The sequence below is a fragment of the Erwinia sp. QL-Z3 genome (assembly GCF_004551645.1).
GTDB lineage: Bacteria > Pseudomonadota > Gammaproteobacteria > Enterobacterales > Enterobacteriaceae > Erwinia > Erwinia billingiae.
In genome coordinates this window covers 4,627,260-4,646,272 of sequence record NZ_CP037950.1, presented here as the reverse complement: position 1 = coordinate 4,646,272, position 19,013 = coordinate 4,627,260, and the positions used below count along the sequence as shown (strand labels likewise).

Genomic DNA, 19,013 nt, shown 5'->3' with positions numbered 1-19,013 from the left:
CAAACCGGAAGTGAGGAGCAATGAGGGTGCGTAAGGACAAGAACTCATCAGTGGGACTGGTGGTGATCCTCGGCCTGTTGGCCATGTTAATGCCGTTGTCGATTGATATGTACCTGCCTGCGCTACCGCAAATTGCTCGTGAATTCGGGGTGTCGGCAGGCAGCGTGCAGATGACGCTGAATATCTACATTCTTGGATTTGCCCTGGGTCAGCTAATTTATGGCCCGCTGGCCGACAGCTTTGGCCGCAAACCGGTGATTGCCGCCGGCACGCTGATTTTTGCCGTCGCGGCCGCGGCCTGTGCGATGTCGCAAACCATCGACCAGCTGATCTTTATGCGCCTGTTGCATGGCCTGTCGGCGGCGGCCGGCAGCGTGGTGATCAGTGCGTTAATGCGTGATACCTACTCGAAAGAGGAGTTTTCACGCATGATGTCGTTTGTGATGCTGGTGACCACTATCGCCCCGCTGATGGCGCCGATTGTCGGTGGCTGGCTGCTGTTGCTGTGGAGCTGGCACGCCATTTTCTGGACCATCTCCGGCGCGGCTGTCATCACCACCGTGCTGGTGGTCACGCAGATTAAAGAGACGCTTCCCAAAGATAAGCGGCAAAAATTCCATCTGCGCACCACGATGGGTAACTTCCTGTCGCTGTTCCGCCATAAGCGGGTATTCAGCTATATGCTGGCCAGCGGCTTCTCGTTTGCCGGGCTGTTCTCTTTCCTTAATGCCGGGCCGTTTGTCTATATTGAGCTGAACCACATCACGCCGCAGGATTTTGGCTACTACTTTGCGCTTAACGTGGTGTTCCTGTTCCTGATGACCCTGCTGAACAGCCGTTCGGTGCGCCGTTTCGGCCCGCTGGCGATGTTCCGCTTCGGGCTGCTGGTGCAGTTCACCATGGCGGTGTGGATGGTGATCGTCAGTGCGCTTAACCTTGGCTTCCTGCCTCTGGTGTTTGGCGTGGCAATGTTTATCGGCTGCGTGGCGATGGTGTCATCGAATGCAATGGCGGTGATCCTCGAAGAGTTTCCGCATATGGCGGGTACCGCGTCTTCACTGGCCGGGACGTTACGCTTTGGTGTCGGTGCGCTGGTGGGGGCGTTGCTTTCCACGCTGTCATTCCAGAGCGCCTGGCCAATGGTGGGATCTATCTTTATCTGCGCGACCCTGTCCATCCTGCTGTTCATCTACGCCACCCGTCCACGTAAGGGCGCGGCTGCCTGATACCGACTGTGCGTCGCAAGGCGCACAGCTTATTCCCTGTCACATCCCTTCTTTCCAGACCTTGCCTGAATGCTTTACCCGCACTAATGTTATAGATATGTGAAAATAACCCAACGAAAAGTTACCTTCATGCAACAAAAGGGGTTGTTATCACGCCGTTAACGCGGTAAATATAACGTTAAAATGAGAGGTACTTCTCAAAAATAAGCCATTCTCATGGCAACGTTTACGGCTTTGGCCGCTGGAAGACTGCAGTACCGGTCTGGGGAGTTCGGGTGAATACGTTACAACATTCGGTGGTACACCGTTTACCGCAAAGTTATCGTTGGGGCGCAGGGCCAACCGGCACCTGTGTCGAACCGCTTATTCTTAACAGCATCACTGCCGATGACGATCTGGTCGGTCTGACGCTGCTCAGCCATCAGGGCGCGCAGGCGTGGGACATTATGCAGATGATTAAAGACGCGCTGGCTGAAATCCAGCTCGATTGTGCCGTGGTGGAGTGGGGAGGGGAACCTTGCCTGTTTGTCTCACGTCATGATGAGTGCACCACCACCTGTCGCCTGAAAAACTTCGGCGTGGGCATTGCAGAAACCCTTAAAGACTCTTCTGCCTGAACGTATCAGGCAGAGAGTGACTCAGGCCAGTGACAGCAGCTGGCGGGTATAGTCGGCTTTCGGGGCAGCGAACAGCTGTTCGCACTCTCCCTGTTCCACCACTTCTCCTTCCCGCAACACCACCACCTGATGACAGAGCGAGCGCACCACCTGTAAATCGTGGCTGATAAAGATATACGCCAGCCGGTGGGTGTTTTGCAGTTTTTTCAGCAGGGCCAGAATCTGCTTCTGCACCGAGCGATCGAGGGAAGAGGTCGGTTCATCCAGAATGATCAGCTGCGGTTCAAGGATCAGCGCGCGGGCAATCGCAATGCGCTGGCGCTGGCCACCGGAGAATTCTGCCGGATAGCGGTGGCGCGTTTCCGCATCCAGCCCCACTTCCTCCATCGCCGCAATCACTCTGGCTTCGCGCTGGGCCGCGTTCAGATCGGGATGATGCACCTGCAAGCCTTCGGCAATAATCTGCAGCACGTCAAGGCGCGGATTCAGCGACGAGTTGGGATCCTGGAAAACCACCTGCACCTGACGACGAACCGGCAGCATCTGACGACGATCCCACTGATGAAGCGGCCGATCGTTAAACCAGATCTCGCCTTCGGACTGGATCAGGCGGAGCAGCGCCAGCCCGGTGGTGCTTTTACCGGAGCCAGACTCGCCAACCAGCCCAAGACTTTCGCCGGGCCGCAGGGTAAAGCTTAACGACTTCAAAGCATGATGGTAGCCGGTGATGCGCCGTAAAAAGCCCTGTTTAATCGGAAAGGCCACCCGCAAATTTTCAACCCGCAACAAGGGCTCAGCATCGACGTCTGCCGGCTCCGGCCGACCTTCCGGTTCGGCGTTCAGCAGCGCCTGGGTATAGGCATGTTGCGGCGCACTGAACAGTTGTGTGGTGCTATTGGTTTCCACCGCCTGGCCGTTGCGCATCACCACCACATTGTCTGCCAGCTGCCGGACAATCCGCAGATTATGGGTAATAAACAGCAGGCCCATATTCAGCTCCTGCTTTAACTCGCGCAGCAGCGTCAGGATTTGCGCCTGCACGGTCACATCCAGCGCGGTGGTCGGTTCATCGGCAATCAACAGCTGTGGCTGCGTCAGCAGCGCCATGGCGATCATCACGCGCTGACGTTCGCCGCCGGAAAGCTGGTGCGGAAAATCATTCAGCCGTTTCGCCGCCTGGCGGATGCCAACCCGATCGAGACAGCTCAGCATCTCCGCGCGCGCCGCCTCTTTACGCATCCCGCGATGCAGCGACAGCACTTCGTACAGCTGTTTCTCAATGCTGTGCAACGGGTTCAGCGAGATCATCGGTTCCTGAAAAATCATCGCCATGCGGTTGCCACGCAGCCCGCGCAACGTGCGTTCATCGGCCTTCAGCACATCCTGGCCGTTAAACAGGATTTCCCCCTGCGGATAAATTACCGGCGGCGTGGGCAACAGACGCATCATTGACAGTGCGGTCACGCTTTTGCCGGACCCCGACTCGCCGACCAGCGCCAGCGTTTCGCCAGCACCCACCGACAGCGACAGGTCACTGACCACCTGGCGGTCAACGCCCGCCTGGCGGAAGGCAATGCTTAAATTTTTAACGGTCAGCAGCGTCATCAGTACACCTTACTGGGGTCAAAGGCGTCGCGAACCGCTTCACCGATAAAAATTAACAGCGACAGCAGGATCGCCAGCGAGAAGAAGGCGGTGATGCCAAGCCAGGGCGCCTGCAGATTATTTTTGCCCTGCAACAGCAGTTCACCCAGCGAAGGCGAACCGAGCGGCAGGCCAAAGCCAAGGAAGTCCAGCGAGGTCAGCGTGGTGATCGAGCCACAGAGGATAAACGGCAGATAGGTCAGCGTGGCGACCATCGCGTTGGGCAACATGTGGCGCGACATGATTTTACGGTCGCTGACGCCCAGCGCCTGCGCAGCACGAATGTAGTCGAAGTTGCGGGTGCGCAGAAATTCCGCCCGGACCACGCCCACCAACTGCATCCAGCCAAACACCACCGTAATTGCCAGTAGCCACCAGAAACCCGGTTGGATGACGCTCGACAACAGAATAATCAGGAACAGCGTTGGCATCCCGGACCAGACTTCAATAAAGCGCTGGCCCCATAAATCCACTTTGCCGCCGTAATAGCCCTGCGAGGCGCCAACAATCACCCCAATCACGCTGGAAATCAGCGTCAGCATCAGGCCAAACAGCAGGGAGATGCGCATACCGTAGAGGATGCGCGCCAGCACATCGCCGCCGTTGGCGTCGGTGCCCAGCCAGTTCTGCGCTGAAGGTGGGGAAGGGAAGGGCACCGTGGTGGCAAAGTTAATGGTGCCGTCACCGAAGCGGATCGGCGCCCAAATCGCCCACCCTTCCTTATCAATACGCGACTTCAGCCAGGGATCCTGATAATCCGCTGCGGTGGCCAGCGGGCCGCCAAAATCGGTTTCTTCATAATCGATGACCAGCGGGAAATAGGTGCGGTCGTGATAATGCACCAGCAGCGGCTTGTCGTTGGCCAGCAGCTCGGCACCCAGGCAGAGCACAAACAGCATGGCAAAAATCCACAGCGACCAGTAACCGCGGCGGTTATGACGGAATCGCGCCCAGCGCGCCTGATTAACGGGGCTTAAGCGGCTCATTATCGTCCCTCAAAATCAATGCGCGGATCGACCAGCGTATAAGTGATATCGCTAAGGATATTCAGCAGCAGGCCAATCAGCGTGAAAATATACAGCGTGCCAAACATCACCGGATAGTCGCGCTGAATAGTGGCGTCATAGCCCAGCAGGCCCAGGCCATTGAGTGAGAACATCACTTCGATTAACAGCGAGCCGGTGAAAAACATGCTGATAAAGGTGGCCGGGAAACCGGCAATCACCAGCAGCATGGCGTTACGGAACACGTGGCGATAGAGAATTTTCTTCTCATCCAGCCCTTTGGCACGGGCGGTCACCACATACTGCTTGCGAATCTCATCCATAAACGAGTTCTTGGTCAGCATGGTCAGGGTGGCAAAGCCGCCAATGACCGTGGCTATCACCGGCAGGGTAATGTGCCAGAGATAATCTCCAATCTTGCCGTACCACGGCAGCGAATCAAATTGCGCTGACACCAGGCCGCGCAGCGGGAACCAGTCGAGATAGCTGCCGCCGGCAAACAGCACGATCAATAAAATACCGAACAGGAAGGAGGGAATGGCATAGCCGATAATGATCAGCGTGCTGCTCCAGATATCGAAGGCGCTGCCGTTGCGCACCGCTTTTTTGATCCCCAGCGGAATGGAGACCAGATAAATGATCAGCGTGCTCCATAACCCGAGGGTGATGGAGACCGGCAGGCTGTCCTTGACCAGTTGGAGCACCGAGCTGCTGCGGAACAGGCTGTCGCCAAAATCAAAGCGGGCATAGTTCCACAGCATGGTGAAGTAGCGTTCATACAGCGGTTTATCAAACCCGTAGCGTTTAGTGATCTCAGCGATCACTTCCGGGTCTAAGCCGCGCGAGCCGCGATACTGGCTGTCACCGGGATTAGCACTGAGTTTGGCCCGGCTCTGACTTTCACCGCTGTTGCCGCCCGGCATGCCGGTGGTCTGGCCAAACTCAATATTCGCCAAAGCCTGATCGACCGGCCCACCGGGCGCAATCTGCACGATAAAGAAATTGATGGTGATGATCGCCCACAGCGTTGGGATCACCAGCAGCAGTCTGCGGAGTAAATAAGCGCCCAATCCTGACTCCTTAACGACGTTGGGCCGGCAGCTGCGCGGCTTTGTTCACATCATACCACCAGTTATCGAAGCCCAGAGAATAGGTCGGGCGGGTCGATGGCATTGAAAACTTATTCCAGTAAGCATACCGGTTGGTGGCGTTATACCACATCGGGATCATGTAATAACTCCAGGTCAGCACCCGATCCAGCGCGCGACCCAACGGCAGAAGCGCGGCCCGATCGCCCTGATGCTGGTTGATCTGGGCGATTAGCCCATCGAGAACCGGGTTCATCACATGCGGGCGGTTATAGCTGGAACTGATAAAAGAGGACGCCCAGTAGAATTGCAGATTGCTGTCCGGAAAGGTCATCGCCGGGTAGGGCGAGGGCAGCATATCAAAATCACTTTTGCGCAGGCGCGCAAGATACTGCGAGCTGTCGACCTGGCGAACGTTCAGCGTGATGCCCAATCTGCTCAGGGTATGCTGGAAAGGCAGTACCCACTGATCGTTGCCGCCACTGCGCAGCAACAGTTCAAAGGTAAAGGGCTTGCCGGTTTTCACATTGGTCAGCTTCTGATTTTTAAGCTCCCAGCCGGCCTGTTTCAGCAGCGCCAGCGCCTTAAGCAAATTCGCCCGGTCATAGCCGCTGCCGTCGGTTTTCGGTGGCTGATAAATTTGTGAAAACACCTCATCCGGTATTTTGCCTTTTAAGGGGCCCAGCAGCTCAAGCTCTTTGGCATCCGGATAGTTTCGCGCGGCATATTCGGTGTTCTGGAAATAGCTGTTGGTACGGTTATAGGCATGGTAGAACAGCGCTTTATTCATCCATTCAAAATCAAAGGCGAGGGAGATCGCTTCCCGCACCCGACGATCGCTGAACTGCGGTTTTTGCACGTTAAACGCCAGCCAGCTGCTGGCAGTGGCCACATCATTCGGCTGTTCGTCTTTGGTAATAAAGTGATTCTCAAAGTTCTTGCCGCGATATTGTGTTGCCCACTTTTTGGCCGACCCTTCGGTGCGAAAATCAAAGGCACCGGCTTTAAAGGCTTCAAATGCCACGTTGTCATCAAGGTAATAGTCGTAGCGCAGCGTATCGAAATTAAACCGTCCTTTATTCACCGGTAAATTGGCGGCCCAGTAATCCTTCACGCGAGAATAGGTGATCGACTGGCCCACTTTATACGCGGTAATGCGATAAGGGCCGCTGGATAACGGCGGGCTGGCGAGCGGTTCGCCCAGATTGTGATCCTTCCAGAATTTCTCTGGAAATACCGGCGTCGAGAGCAGGGAAAGCATTTTATCGCGATCGCTTTCAGACAATTCAAAGCGCACGGTCAGGCGGGAAATGGCTTTCGCCGTCACGCCTTTATAAAACACGCGATACTGCGGCACGCCTTCGGTCATAAATTTATGGAAGGTGAAGGCAACGTCTTCGGCGGTGATCGGCGATCCGTCCTGGAATCGCGCCTGCGGGTTCAGCGTCACTTCCACCCAGCGGCTATCATCCGGATAACGGGCGAACTCGGCAATCAACGGATAATAGCTGCCGGTTTCATCATCGGAGGTGGTGAACAGGGAATCATATAAGGTGTCTGTACCGGCACCGGGATTGCCGCGCATCGCAAAGCGGTTGAAGTTGTCATAGGTGCCAATCGCCGACAGCGTGACGCTGCCGCCTTTGGGCGCAGCAGGATTGGCATAGTCGTAGTGGGTGAAGTCGGTGGCGTATTTGGGTTCACCGAGTTGCGCGAAGGCATAACTCTCACTGATATTTTCAGCCTGGGCGACGGCAGCCGTCACGCTGAAGAGTAAAAAAGTAAACCAGCGCAATATCATGGTGTTATTCGGCTCCGGGAGAAAAAAAACGCACTGTGCAAGCGTAGCAGCAGGAGAACAGGCGAAGCAATGCGTAAATCCCGCTCTTTACGCTTCCAGACAGTCGTTGGCCGACAGGGACACAGGACCCCGCGCCCGCTCTTCATTAAAATATTCAATCAGCTGGGAAACCGTACGCGGGCGGCTGAAATAAAACCCCTGCATATAGGTGACGCCGTGCTGAAGCAGCCACCTGACCTGCTGCTGGGTTTCCACCCCTTCGGCAACGGTGCGTAAATTAAGCGTTCTGCCCAGCGTTAATACGGTATCCAATACCGGTGAGGTAACGGTTTGCAGGCCAATACTTTGCACAAAGCCGCGATCGATTTTTAAATAATCGAACTTAAACTGTTCCAGATAGATTAATGCGCTGTGCCCGGTGCCAAAGTCGTCAATGGCAATGCGGATCCCCTGCTGGTGGATCCAGTCGAACACTTCATCAGCATTATTCTTTTCCACCATCGTCCGTTCGGTAATTTCGAAAATGTAGCTGAAGTGGTTAACGGGCATCGAAGCCAGCCAGTTTTTCACGTCCTGAATAAAACCGGCATCAATAAGGTGCTTGGGAGAAAGATTTAATCCCAGGCTCACGCCGGCAGGCACCGCATGGCGAAATTTGTGCGCATCCCTGGCGACCAGCTGAAACAGATGACGGGTCAGCGGGATAATCATATTTTTCCCTTCGGCATAGCTGATAAAGGTATCTGGCGAGATAGGGCCTTCCGTTGGGTGCGTCCAGCGCAGCAGCGCTTCCAGTCCTACCGCTTTGCCGGTGGAGACTTCGACCACCGGCTGATACTCCACATGAAACTCACCGCGCTTAATACCCAGCAGGATCTCCTTGCCGGGCTTTATTTTCAGCGTCATCAGCAGGAAGCAGCCGCTGCCGCCGAGCAGACCCAGCAGTAACCCCGCCAGCAGGATCAGATTGATATCCTTTGCCGGCAAGGTTTTGCCATACAGCTGCAGGGTCATGCCATAGCCAGGAATGGCGATGGTTTTAAGTGGTGAAGCGGGGAGGTCTTTAACGGAAATGACCCGTCGCTGCCAGGTGGTCAGCGCATTATTGCCTGCCACGATGGCCATACCGCTGACTTCCTGCTGCGTTGCGGCCATCAGCAGATAATCGGTAAGATTAATATTTAGCGTGGTCAGGACACCACTTCCCTGAGAGCCTGGGCCTTTTAACCACAAGGCAATCGCCGGTTTACCGGGCACCATTGGCGTGTCGGCAAGGAGCTGGATATCTGACGCGTGACTGGTTTGCGTGTCGGGTGACAGCCGGGAAACGGCGACCTGCATGGTGCCAGTCGCGGAAGAGCAAAAGGCGATATTATGACTGACCAGTAAAATGGCACGGATATTACCGGCAAAGGCGGCCTTCTGCGTCAGCGTACTGTTTACCGCAGGGCAGGAAAGGGTGGTGACTGAGAGTAACGGCGCCAGCGTCTGCCGCAGCTCCGTTAAAGAATGAATGACGTAATTTTGGGTTTCGCTGGCCAGCCGGTCATGATTTCTGGCGCGCTGGTGCCAGAGCAAAAGCAGGGTAATGACAATAAAGAGAAAAAATAATAAGACGCCAATAGCGGCACTAAACTGGGCAATCTTGCGCGGATTGGTCACATGCCGCGTTATCGTTTTTGTCAGTGGCATTGTGGGGATCTCCGGGGAGCGCCGTTTTTTATGTCCCTGTAAACCAAAAAAAACGCTGCCGAAGCAGCGTTCTGTTATCTCGTTTTTCCGCGGACTTCAAGGGATTGAAATCAGCCAGGCATATGGCTAAGGACCCGGCGAGCTTCGCGATACCGCGTCTTCCAGTAGCTGTCGTTCAGATTCGAAATCATCACGCCGCTGCTGGTCGATGCGTGTACAAAGTTATCGTTGCCAAGATAGATACCGACATGGCGTCCGGTGGAACCGGCGCGGAACAGTACTAAATCTCCTGGGCGTAACTTGCCACGATTAATGCTCTTTCCGGTGTCTTCCTGCTCGTAAGTTGAACGAGGCAGATCGAGTCCAAACTGCTCACGGAAGGTGGTCTGTACAAATGCCGAACAATCAATGCCGCGCTTGCTGGTACCGCCAAGGCGATAGCGAACGCCTTTCCAGTCTGCATACTGATCCATCAGGCGGGATTTGATATCCCCATTTTGGACCATCTGTTCGAATTCATCCTGAGACGCTTGAAGTAAAAAGCCGTTCTGGCCCTTAACTGCATGAGTATCAGTTTGTGCATTATTGCTGGTATTCGTCGAGCTACATGCTGATAAAACTGTCGCTAACGCGACCGCGGGTAACACCCGCCAGATATATCTCAGTATTGGTTGAGACTTGACCATTATGTTTGTGATCCCTTGAGGTCCTTAACGACGAGGTCGCTAGATAAGTGATAAAACGGAACGAGATTAATTAGCGCAACAGTCTAAGACAATTCCTGAAACCCGAAATTGTGGAAAAGCGCACAGTTTTGAGTGTAAATCCTGGAATTAGTCTACGAATGCAGCCTAATGGAAATTGAGGTTACCCGAATACAAGCCCCGTGGCGAGGGGTTTTAGCGACTTTTTTATAGGATTTTATGATGTGAAACAGAAATGTAAGAATGCGCCTACAATATCGACAATCGTGAGGAAAACTTGAGGGAAATATGAGAAAAATTGGGTAAAAAAAAGGCTATGCTAAAAAAGTGAGATTAATCACGCTGGACAATGGCGTTAAGTCACCATTTTAAGAGGGCTGTAACCATAATGAAATCTTTTGAGTGTCACTTAATTAGGATGCTAACGATTTTTTAAGCCGTTAATGGCAGGACGATTTCCTGTTATCCCATTAACGGCTGGCGTTATTGCTAAGAAGATGACTGAACAGGCTTATATTTACCCGGCAAATGACGATATAACGCATTTACAATAAAGTCACTTAACGGCGTCATCAGGCACCAGCTCATGCCCACCAGCACGATTGAGAGCGAACCGACTACCACATCGGTAAACCAGTGCGCACCAATCATGATCCGTGGCGCGGCAAAGATCAGCACAATCGCCACGGCAAGCATAAATGCCCTGCGGCTGAAATAACGCAGCATAAAGCAGGCAAATATCATCAGCATCATACCGTGATCGCCAGGGAAACTATCTGCCGAGGCATCTTTCGCCGGAATGCCGGTTAATTTCGACACGTGATTCACATCCGGGAAGAATTTGGTCGGGCTGGGATGGGAAACCGGAATTAAATGGCCCAGCTGATTCAGCACCACGGCACAAATAAGCATCGCAATGCCGATCGCTAACAGGCGGCGACGGCCCACGGGCGTTTCACGGCGCCAGAAATGCAGATAAAGCGCACCCATTGCTAACAACGACACGCCATCAAACGCGCGGAAGTTAGTGATAGCCAACAGCCAAAGCAGCGGCTTGCTGGTCACCAGATGAGTGTTGAACCAATAGAAAAGGTCTTTATCTATCGGAAACCAAAAGCCATGGTTTTCAGGCAGATACCATGAGAAAAACAGCGCAAATCCCAGCGCGTTCAGCACCAGGATCATCAGTAAACGTTTAGTCGTCATTTGTGTTAAGGATTTATTAAGAAATAATAACCGGGCAGATTAACCCGTGAAAGTTAAACGAAGTTTCAACAAAGCAGATTGTAGTTCATTCCAGTCGGCTTCTCCTTCATGGATCATCTCAATACGACTGTCCGGTGGGGAAGACGCGCGGGTTTCGATATGAAAGTCGTCTCCCTGACGGTTCACACTGACTAATCCCTCCGCAATGCGCATAACGCCTTTCACGCGGGAAACCGGCGCCAGCCGGACCCACTCCAGCAGCCCGATGGTGTCGAACACCGTATCCGCGTCGAATATCCAGCCGCAGGCATGATAACCCTGGCCAGCATTCAACGACCGCCGCCAACGCGCGCCCGAGGTCAGTGCCAGCGCCGCGAGGCCCGACTGCGGTTGTGAACGCGAATGGGCGTGATGCTGACCTGCTGGCAGCTGACGCAGATTGATGCGCGGTTCGGCCAGCAGAGCGTGATCAATTTTGCCAAAGTGGGTGGTAACAACGGGCCGCTGATGTTCATCGGCTGCCTGCCACTGCGCCAACGCGTCTTTATCTGCCTGCTGCCAGCGATCTTCTTTATTGGCGACGATAATGTCCGCGGCCGCCAGCTGGTCGCGGAAATTTTCATTTTCCACCACGCGTGGGTCGGCAAGCTGGCGAGGATCCAGCACACATAAAGAGGCATCCAGCGTCAGCCACGGACGGTAAACCTCGGCGGACAGCATATCGAGGATCTGTTTGGGATGGCCTAAACCGGTCGGTTCAATCAGCAGGCGATCGGGCTTCGCCTGCCTCAGCAGCACATTCAACCCGACCTGCATCGGTAATCCATTGACGCAGCACATGCAGCCGCCCGGGATCTCTTTCAGGATCGCACCGCTGTCTGCCAGCAGGGCACCATCAATGCCGACTTCACCAAACTCATTGACCAGCACGGCCCACTGCTCATTTTCGGGTTTATTGGCCAGCAGGTGCAGCAGGGTTGTGGTTTTGCCACTGCCTAAAAAGCCGGTGATCAGGTTTACGCGGGTCATCTCTCACTCCAGACATTTAAGACTAAAAAATTTAAGTTTTCGCCAATAGTGCCGATCTGTTTATCTCAACGCCCAGCTACGCTCAACAGGTGTAGAACAACAGTATGAGGTTTCTATGAACGGCATTAAATCGGTTGTGGTGATGGTGCTTTTGACCTCATGGACGAGTCATGTTCTGGCACAGGAGACGTCGGGGAGAACCGCCTCAGGAGTGATTACATTCCAGGGCGCAATTGTGGAGTCTGGCTGTGATATGTCTGTCCGGAAGAGTCAGGTTCAAAGCCTCTGCTACCGGCAGGGAAAAAACCAACTGACGACCTCTTCATTGATGGCAAATCAGGCGTTGCCGAAAGGGGTGGGACGATCGGATTTTCGCTGGTTGGATCCGGCACATAAGTTTGGCGAACTCACCGTCAACTATAATTGATTTGTTATAATATAACAATTACGGCGATGCGCTGCGCATCGCCGGTTAACATCGTTAGTCTGCGCGGCTCATGTAGCGACGCTCAGCGATATGAATACGAATTTTATCGCCATTGCTCAGGTATTCTGGCACCTGAACCACCAGCCCGGTGCTCATGGTCGCAGGTTTGGTCCGCGCACTGGCAGACGCCCCTTTAATCCCCGGCGTGGTTTCGACGATTTCCATATCCACCGTCTGTGGCAGTTCCAGCGCCAGAATCTGGCCATCCATGGTTAATACCTGAATACCCGGAATGCCACCTTCTGGCAGGAACAGCAGTTCTTCTTCGATCTGCTCCGACTTAAACAGGTACGGGGTGTAGTCTTCATCATCCATAAACACGTACTCATCACCGTCTATATAAGAGAAGGTGACCTGGCGGCGGCTTAAGGAGATGGTGTCGATGATCTCATCGCCCTTAAAACGCTCTTCTACCTTCAGCCCGGTACGGATATCGGTAAAACGCATTTTATACAGTGTTGAAGCACCGCGGGCACTTGGGCTCTGCACATCAATATCTTTTACTAACAGCAGTTTGCCGTTGTGGCTGACCGCCATCCCTTTTTTAATTTCATTTGCTCTTGGCATGGGTTTTATCTCGATAACAGGGCCGTGAAAAATTCTCGCGTCAAATTACTCCGGCTTGAGAATTCAGGCAAGTGCATAGCTGATTTATGCAGGAGAAAAAGCGCGGATCTTTGCGCCATCACAGGCTTTCACTAAAGAATAGCCTTCCTGACCGCCGCCTGCTATTGTCGCGCTTTACTGCTGAGGGGAATATGAAATGGAGTGCCGTGCTGCCTGTGGGGCCTGTTGTACCGCGCCTTCAATTTCATCGCCTTTGCCGGGGATGCCGAACGGCAAACCGGCGAATACCCGCTGCATTCAGCTGGACGAACAGTCCCGCTGCAAGATTTTTAACTCTCCGTTACGGCCAGCGGTTTGCGCCGGATTAAAGCCCTCGCGGGAGATGTGTAAAACCAGCCATCAGGAAGCGATGGTCTATCTGTTGGACCTTGAGCGCCAGACGGCACCTTAAGGCCGCGTCGCTTCTGCTGGATCCCGCTGAGGTTGCGCGGACTGCACCTCTTTCAGCCGCCAGATGCAGCCGGTGGCCAGCACCATCATCGCTACCGCAAACCAGAACACCGCAGCATATCCCCATATTTCGGCCACGATACCCGCCAGCGATCCGCCAATAATCCAGCCCATACGGGTGGAGTTGCTGAACAGCGTGGTTGCCGCGCCAGCCTGTCCGGGCATCAAATCCTGAAAGTAGATCATGCCGATCCCGGCCATAATGCCGATAAAGGCGGCGTTGAGCATCTGGCTTAACAGCAGCGGGATCTCGCTGGTAAACAGCAGCGTGGTGCAATAGAACAGCAGGCCAGACAGGGCCGCAATGCGCATCATCAGGCGCTTACCAAAACGTTTAGCGTAATAACCCGCCAGCAGCATAATGGGAATTTCCAGGCCTGCTGCCAGGCCCATCAACATCCCCGCCAGTTTCTCAGACAGATGCAGCGTGCCGACCACGTACAGCGGCATGGCAATCAGGTAAAGCCCGTTGCACGCCCACATTAAGGTGCACCCGCTGAACAGCAGCAAACTGTCACGGCGATTTTCCCGGGGAGCCTGTAACCGGGTGGCGGTGATCGGCCGGGTTTTGCGCATCGAAGGCAGCTTTACCCGCACAATCACCGCGCACAGGATAAAGGCCAGGGCGGCGCACAAATACATGTTCTTAAAGCCGTAACCCAGCGCCAGCATAAAGGCCAGCGGAGGGCCAATTGCCCAGGCCAGCGAAATTTGGGTGCGCATCACCGAGGTAAACATGGTGCTGCTGCGGCCCAATTTATCGCTGTGCTCACGTGCCAGCGCGAACATCTGAGGCGTGGCCGTGCTGCCGAAGGCGGACAGCACCACGCCAATCAGCAGCAGGATAAAGTAGTTGCGGTTCCAGGCGAATAACAGCGAGGCGAGGGCACCGACCAGACAGCAGATCAGGATCAGGCTTTTGCGGTCGCCCTGACGATCGGAATAGCGTGCTATTAGCTGGCTGACGAAGATCCCGGCAATGGCGTTGACGGTGAAGAACAGCCCCACCATAAACGGCCGCACGTGGACTTCACCAGACAGGAACAGGCTAAGCGTCGGGGTTTGCAGCGCGCTCGCCAGGCCGGTAATAAAGGCAACGACCAGGAAGGCAAGTGACTGAGTATCGGGCAGAATGCGGACTCTTACCGGCGGATTTTGCATGAAAAACCCTGTTCATCTTAAGGAAAACGGCTGAATTCTACGCCCAGCACAGGCAATTAAAAAGCCGTTTCATTTGTTCCAATAAAGCACAGACAAAAATCGCATTTTCTGCACCAGACGCGTCCCTGGCAGACCCTCCCGTTTGAATTCAGTTCCTTAAGGCAAACGGCGATTTCAGCAGCCGTCAGCAAACGCAACGGCAACCGCCTGGATTTTCCTGAAAAGGTCAGCAAAGTGTGCGTAGCATCAAAAATATGCTACGCCGTTAGCGGTAAAACTTGCAACCCATTGAGGATCGGGACCAAACTCATTGAAACGTTTCAGCGTTGCCTGTTCAGCTTGTTACTCCACAGTCAGCGCTTTTTTTCTCAAATTAGCTGAAACGATTCAAATTCAGCAGAGAGGAGAACTATGTTCCAGCTAGCATTGAACGCCATTCATCCCGGTGCCACCGCCGGTAATAAAGAAGAGGCCATCCACCAGGTTGCCGCTGCACTGACTTCAGCCGGTAATGTGGCGGAAGGGTATATCAACGGGATGCTTGCCCGCGAGCAGCAGACCTCCACTTACCTCGGTAACGGAATCGCTATCCCACACGGCACCACGGACACGCGTGATCTGGTGCTGCAAACGGGTGTGCAGGTATTCCAGTTCCCACAGGGGATTGCCTGGGGTGACGATCAGACCGCGTATGTGGTGATTGGTATTGCCGCCAAATCTGATGAACACCTGGCGCTTCTTCGCCAGCTGACGCACGTTCTCAGTGATGACAGCGTGGCTGAAGAGCTGAAGACCACCGACTCTGCGGAGACGCTGCGCGCCCTGTTAATGGGCGAAAAGCAGGGTACCGAATTCAAATTCGACACCTCGTTGATTGCGACCGACGTGGCCGCCAGCGACTTAATGACGTTACAGGCGCTGAACGCCGGTCGTCTGCAGCAGGCTGGCGCGGTTGATGCCAGCTTTGTCAGCAGCGTCATTTCTGGCAAGCCGCTGAATCTGGGACAGGGCATCTGGCTCAGCGACAGCACCGAAGGCAACCTGGGTAGCGCAGTGGCGGTGAGCCGCGTGGCGAATGCCTTTGATGTTGATGGCGAGAAAGCCGCGCTGCTGCTGACCGTAGCAGTGGCGGACGATAAACCAATGAGCGTGCTGAATTACCTCAGCGACCTGCTGATCCAGCAGAAAGCCGATCGCCTGTTGAGTGCGGATGCGGCGGGCATTCTGGCCTTGCTGACCAGCGACGTCTCCGAGCAGGCCGACGTGCTGACGGAAGAGTTCACTATTCGCAACGAGCATGGTCTGCATGCCCGTCCGGGTACCGCGCTGGTCACCGTCATCAAACAGTTCAATTGTGATGTTACCGTCACCAATCTCGACGGCAGCGGCAAACCGGCTAACGGACGCAGCCTGATGAAAGTGGTTGCGCTGGGCGTGAAGAAAGGCCACCGCCTGCGCTTCACCGCCAGTGGCGAAGATGCACAAGCCTGCCTGACAGCCATCGGTGAGGCGATCTCAGCGGGTCTGGGCGAGGGCGCATCATGAGCAGACGCGTTGCAACCATTACCCTGAACCCGGCTTATGATCTGGTGGGTTACACCCCGGAAGTTGAGCGGGGCGAAGTTAACCTGGTGAAAACCACCGGCCTGCACGCTGCCGGTAAAGGCATCAACGTCGCCAAGGTGCTGAAGGACCTCGGCATTGATGTCACCGTCGGCGGCTTCCTCGGCAAAGAGAATCAGGATGGCTTCCAGCACCTGTTCAGCGAGCTGGGGATTGCTAACCGTTTCCAGGTGGTTGAAGGCCGTACGCGCATCAACGTCAAGCTGACGGAAAAAGATGGTGACGTGACGGACCTGAACTTTTCCGGTTTTGAAGTCACGCCGCAGGACTGGGAGCGTTTCACTACCGACTCTCTGACCTGGCTGGGCCAGTTCGATATGGTTTGCGTCAGCGGCAGTCTGCCGGCGGGCGTGGATCCGGATGCCTTTACCGAGTGGATGACTGCGCTGCGCACTCATTGCCCATGCATCATCTTTGACAGCAGCCGTGAAGCGCTGGTAGCCGGACTGAAGGCTGCGCCATGGCTGGTGAAACCGAACCGCCGCGAACTGGAAATCTGGGCCGGACGTAAACTGCCAGATTTGCAGGACGTGATTGAAGCGGCGCATGCCTTGCGCGAGCAGGGTATTGCCCACGTGGTGATCTCACTGGGCGCTGAAGGCGCGCTGTGGGTCAATGCTTCAGGCGAATGGATCGCCAAACCACCGGCTTGTGAAGTCGTCAGCACAGTAGGTGCCGGGGATTCGATGGTTGGCGGGCTGATTTACGGCCTGTTAATGCGCGAATCCAGCGAGCACACGCTGCGTCTGGCAACGGCAGTGGCGGCCATGGCCGTCAGCCAGAGCAACGTGGGCGTTAAAGACCGTACCCAGTTGGCCGCGATGATGGCGCGTGTCGACCTACAACCATTTAACTGACAGCAGGAGAGCATAATGAAAACGCTGCTGATAATAGATTCTTCGCTGGGGCTGGCAACGGGCTATCTGGCAAAAAATATCACCACGGCTGCGGCCGCCAGTAAAGGCCTGACGCTGACCGACAACCTGGCCGACGCTGACCAGGTGATTGTGGCCGGGAAAAACATCCCTGCAGACGCCTCGCTGGATGGCAAAGCCATCTATCTGGCCGACATTGAACAGCTGCTGCGTCAGCCGGAAGCGGTACTGGCGAAAGCGCAGACCGATGCCAAACCCTGGCATGCGCCAGCGGTAGCGGCAACGCCGGCCAGCGCGGTCGCCACCAAAGGACCTAAACGTATTGTTGCGGTGACTGCCTGCCCAACCGGCGTGGCGCACACCTTTATGGCTGCAGAAGCCATCGATACCGAAGCGAAAAAACGCGGCTGGTGGGTGAAGGTGGAAACCCGGGGTTCGGTCGGAGCGGGCAACGCCATCACGCCGGAAGAAGTGGCAGAAGCCGATCTGGTGATTGTGGCGGCAGACATCGAAGTGGACCTGGCGAAGTTTGCCGGTAAGCCGATGTACCGCACCTCAACCGGTCTGGCGCTGAAGAAAACCGCGCAGGAACTGGATAAGGCCGTCGCGGAAGCGAAACCGTATCAACCGAAAGGCGGCGCGCAGTCTTCTTCCTCTGACGATAAGAAAGAGGGCGCGGGTGCCTACCGTCACCTGTTGACCGGCGTATCCTATATGCTGCCAATGGTGGTTGCGGGTGGTCTGAGCATCGCCCTGTCCTTCGCCTTTGGTATCACCGCCTTCAAAGAGCAGGGCACGCTGGCCGCCGCACTGATGCAGATCGGTGGCGGTAGCGCCTTCGCGCTGATGGTGCCGGTGCTGGCCGGGTTTATCGCCTTCTCGATTGCTGACCGTCCGGGCCTGACGCCGGGTCTGATCGGCGGTATGTTGGCCACCAGCATCAACGCCGGTTTCCTCGGCGGGATCATCGCCGGTTTCATTGCCGGTTACGCAGCGAAATTTATCAGTAGCAAACTCAAACTTCCGCAAAGTATGGAAGCATTGAAACCGATCCTGATTATCCCGCTGGTTGCCAGCCTGATCACCGGTCTGCTGATGATCTACGTGGTGGGTACGCCGGTGGCGAAAATCATGGAAGGCCTGACTCACTGGCTGGCGAACATGGGGACGGCGAACGCCATCCTGCTGGGCGCAATCCTCGGCGGCATGATGTGTACCGACATGGGCGGTCCGGTGAACAAAGTGGCATATGCCTTTGGTGTTGGCTTACTGAGTTCGCAGACCTACGCACCCATGGCAGCCATTATGGCGGCCGGTATGGTGCCACCGCTGGCGATGGGGCTGGCAACGCTGGTGGCCCGTCGTAAGTTCAACAAAGGTCAGCAGGAAGGCGGCAAGGCTGCGCTGGTGCTGGGACTGTGCTTTATCTCTGAAGGCGCTATCCCGTTCGCGGCCCGTGACCCGATGCGCGTTCTGCCATGCTGTATCATTGGTGGTGCGCTGACCGGCGCAATCTCCATGGCGGTGGGTGCCAAACTGATGGCGCCGCACGGTGGATTGTTCGTCCTGTTGATCCCAGGGGCGATTACCCCGGTGATCGGTTACCTGATGGCCATTATTATCGGTACGGCGGTTGCTGGCCTGTCTTACGCGGTGTTGAAACGCCCTGAGGCAGAATTAGCAAAAGCCTGATTGCTCAACCACAGGCAATAAAAAAGCGCGGGCGACCGCGCTTTTTTTATTTCTGGCTCACGGAGAATCATCTTCTCCGTGGCATCC

Annotated in this window: 17 protein-coding genes; 7 read left to right on the top strand and 10 right to left on the bottom strand. The window is 55.2% G+C overall.

All coding sequences use genetic code 11. From position 1 onward, the window contains the following. The first annotated feature begins 26 nt into the window (after nucleotides 1–26). Both E2F51_RS22265 and E2F51_RS22260 read left to right on the top strand, forming a co-directional pair. Complete coding sequence (locus E2F51_RS22265) at nucleotides 27–1,226, top strand: Bcr/CflA family multidrug efflux MFS transporter (RefSeq protein ID WP_013203032.1); 1,200 nt, start codon at nucleotides 27–29, stop codon at nucleotides 1,224–1,226. A gap of 275 nt (nucleotides 1,227–1,501) precedes the next feature. Further along, nucleotides 1,502–1,843, top strand: a complete 342-nt coding sequence (locus tag E2F51_RS22260; protein ID WP_013203031.1) for a YejG family protein — start codon at nucleotides 1,502–1,504, stop codon at nucleotides 1,841–1,843. 21 nt (nucleotides 1,844–1,864) lie between these two features. Here the strand turns inward: E2F51_RS22260 and yejF are convergent, their stop codons facing one another. The 8 genes from yejF to E2F51_RS22220 form a co-directional block, all read right to left on the bottom strand. After that, entirely contained in the window at nucleotides 1,865–3,448 is a 1,584-nt protein-coding gene (gene yejF / locus E2F51_RS22255; RefSeq protein WP_134824596.1) for a microcin C ABC transporter ATP-binding protein YejF, read from the bottom strand. Continuing rightward, on the bottom strand, nucleotides 3,448–4,473 hold the full coding sequence (locus tag E2F51_RS22250) for a microcin C ABC transporter permease (RefSeq protein ID WP_134824595.1): 1,026 nt from the start codon (nucleotides 4,471–4,473) through the stop codon (nucleotides 3,448–3,450). The genes yejF and E2F51_RS22250 overlap by 1 nt, the downstream gene beginning before the upstream one ends. After that, complete coding sequence (locus tag E2F51_RS22245) at nucleotides 4,473–5,561, bottom strand: microcin C ABC transporter permease YejB (protein WP_013203028.1); 1,089 nt, start codon at nucleotides 5,559–5,561, stop codon at nucleotides 4,473–4,475. The genes E2F51_RS22250 and E2F51_RS22245 overlap by 1 nt, the downstream gene beginning before the upstream one ends. Before the next feature lie 10 nt (nucleotides 5,562–5,571). Next, complete coding sequence (locus E2F51_RS22240; RefSeq protein ID WP_134824594.1) at nucleotides 5,572–7,380, bottom strand: extracellular solute-binding protein; 1,809 nt, start codon at nucleotides 7,378–7,380, stop codon at nucleotides 5,572–5,574. A gap of 87 nt (nucleotides 7,381–7,467) precedes the next feature. Continuing rightward, nucleotides 7,468–9,072 carry a cyclic di-GMP phosphodiesterase gene (locus E2F51_RS22235; protein WP_134824593.1) on the bottom strand — a complete coding sequence of 535 codons (1,605 nt, stop codon included), beginning with the start codon at nucleotides 9,070–9,072 and terminating at the stop codon, nucleotides 7,468–7,470. A 110-nt stretch (nucleotides 9,073–9,182) separates the two neighbouring features. After that, complete coding sequence (mepS, locus tag E2F51_RS22230) at nucleotides 9,183–9,758, bottom strand: bifunctional murein DD-endopeptidase/murein LD-carboxypeptidase (protein ID WP_134824592.1); 576 nt, start codon at nucleotides 9,756–9,758, stop codon at nucleotides 9,183–9,185. A gap of 507 nt (nucleotides 9,759–10,265) precedes the next feature. Next, complete coding sequence (locus E2F51_RS22225) at nucleotides 10,266–10,982, bottom strand: phosphatase PAP2 family protein (RefSeq protein ID WP_105760659.1); 717 nt, start codon at nucleotides 10,980–10,982, stop codon at nucleotides 10,266–10,268. Nucleotides 10,983–11,021: 39 nt separating this feature from the next. Then, a complete protein-coding gene (locus tag E2F51_RS22220) occupies nucleotides 11,022–12,011 on the bottom strand; it encodes a GTP-binding protein (protein WP_134824591.1) in 990 nt (329 codons plus the stop codon). A 115-nt stretch (nucleotides 12,012–12,126) separates the two neighbouring features. On the opposite strand from E2F51_RS22220, the gene E2F51_RS22215 reads away from it, so the two are divergent. Further along, nucleotides 12,127–12,438, top strand: a complete 312-nt coding sequence (locus E2F51_RS22215; protein ID WP_049789611.1) for a hypothetical protein — start codon at nucleotides 12,127–12,129, stop codon at nucleotides 12,436–12,438. Nucleotides 12,439–12,492: 54 nt separating this feature from the next. On the opposite strand, the gene yeiP is transcribed toward E2F51_RS22215, so the two are convergent. Further along, nucleotides 12,493–13,065 (bottom strand): elongation factor P-like protein YeiP, encoded by a 573-nt coding sequence (gene yeiP, locus E2F51_RS22210; RefSeq protein WP_013203021.1) that lies wholly within the window; start codon nucleotides 13,063–13,065, stop codon nucleotides 12,493–12,495. A 196-nt stretch (nucleotides 13,066–13,261) separates the two neighbouring features. On the opposite strand from yeiP, the gene E2F51_RS22205 reads away from it, so the two are divergent. Further along, on the top strand, nucleotides 13,262–13,516 hold the full coding sequence (locus E2F51_RS22205; RefSeq protein WP_053144197.1) for a YkgJ family cysteine cluster protein: 255 nt from the start codon (nucleotides 13,262–13,264) through the stop codon (nucleotides 13,514–13,516). On the opposite strand, the gene E2F51_RS22200 is transcribed toward E2F51_RS22205, so the two are convergent. Further along, nucleotides 13,513–14,736 carry a sugar efflux transporter gene (locus tag E2F51_RS22200; protein ID WP_105760665.1) on the bottom strand — a complete coding sequence of 408 codons (1,224 nt, stop codon included), beginning with the start codon at nucleotides 14,734–14,736 and terminating at the stop codon, nucleotides 13,513–13,515. The two genes, E2F51_RS22205 and E2F51_RS22200, sit on opposite strands and share 4 nt — an antisense overlap. A 411-nt stretch (nucleotides 14,737–15,147) precedes the next feature. Here E2F51_RS22200 and fruB point away from each other — a divergent pair, with 411 nt between their 5' ends. The 3 genes from fruB to fruA are packed head-to-tail and all read left to right on the top strand — an operon-like array spanning nucleotide 15,148 to nucleotide 18,926. Beyond that, nucleotides 15,148–16,281 carry a fused PTS fructose transporter subunit IIA/HPr protein gene (gene fruB / locus E2F51_RS22195; protein ID WP_013203018.1) on the top strand — a complete coding sequence of 378 codons (1,134 nt, stop codon included), beginning with the start codon at nucleotides 15,148–15,150 and terminating at the stop codon, nucleotides 16,279–16,281. After that, nucleotides 16,278–17,216, top strand: coding sequence for a 1-phosphofructokinase (gene fruK / locus E2F51_RS22190; protein ID WP_013203017.1), 939 nt, complete (start codon nucleotides 16,278–16,280; stop codon nucleotides 17,214–17,216). The genes fruB and fruK overlap by 4 nt, the downstream gene beginning before the upstream one ends. Before the next feature lie 15 nt (nucleotides 17,217–17,231). Then, entirely contained in the window at nucleotides 17,232–18,926 is a 1,695-nt protein-coding gene (gene fruA / locus E2F51_RS22185) for a PTS fructose transporter subunit IIBC (protein WP_013203016.1), read from the top strand. Nucleotides 18,927–19,013 lie beyond the last annotated feature (87 nt).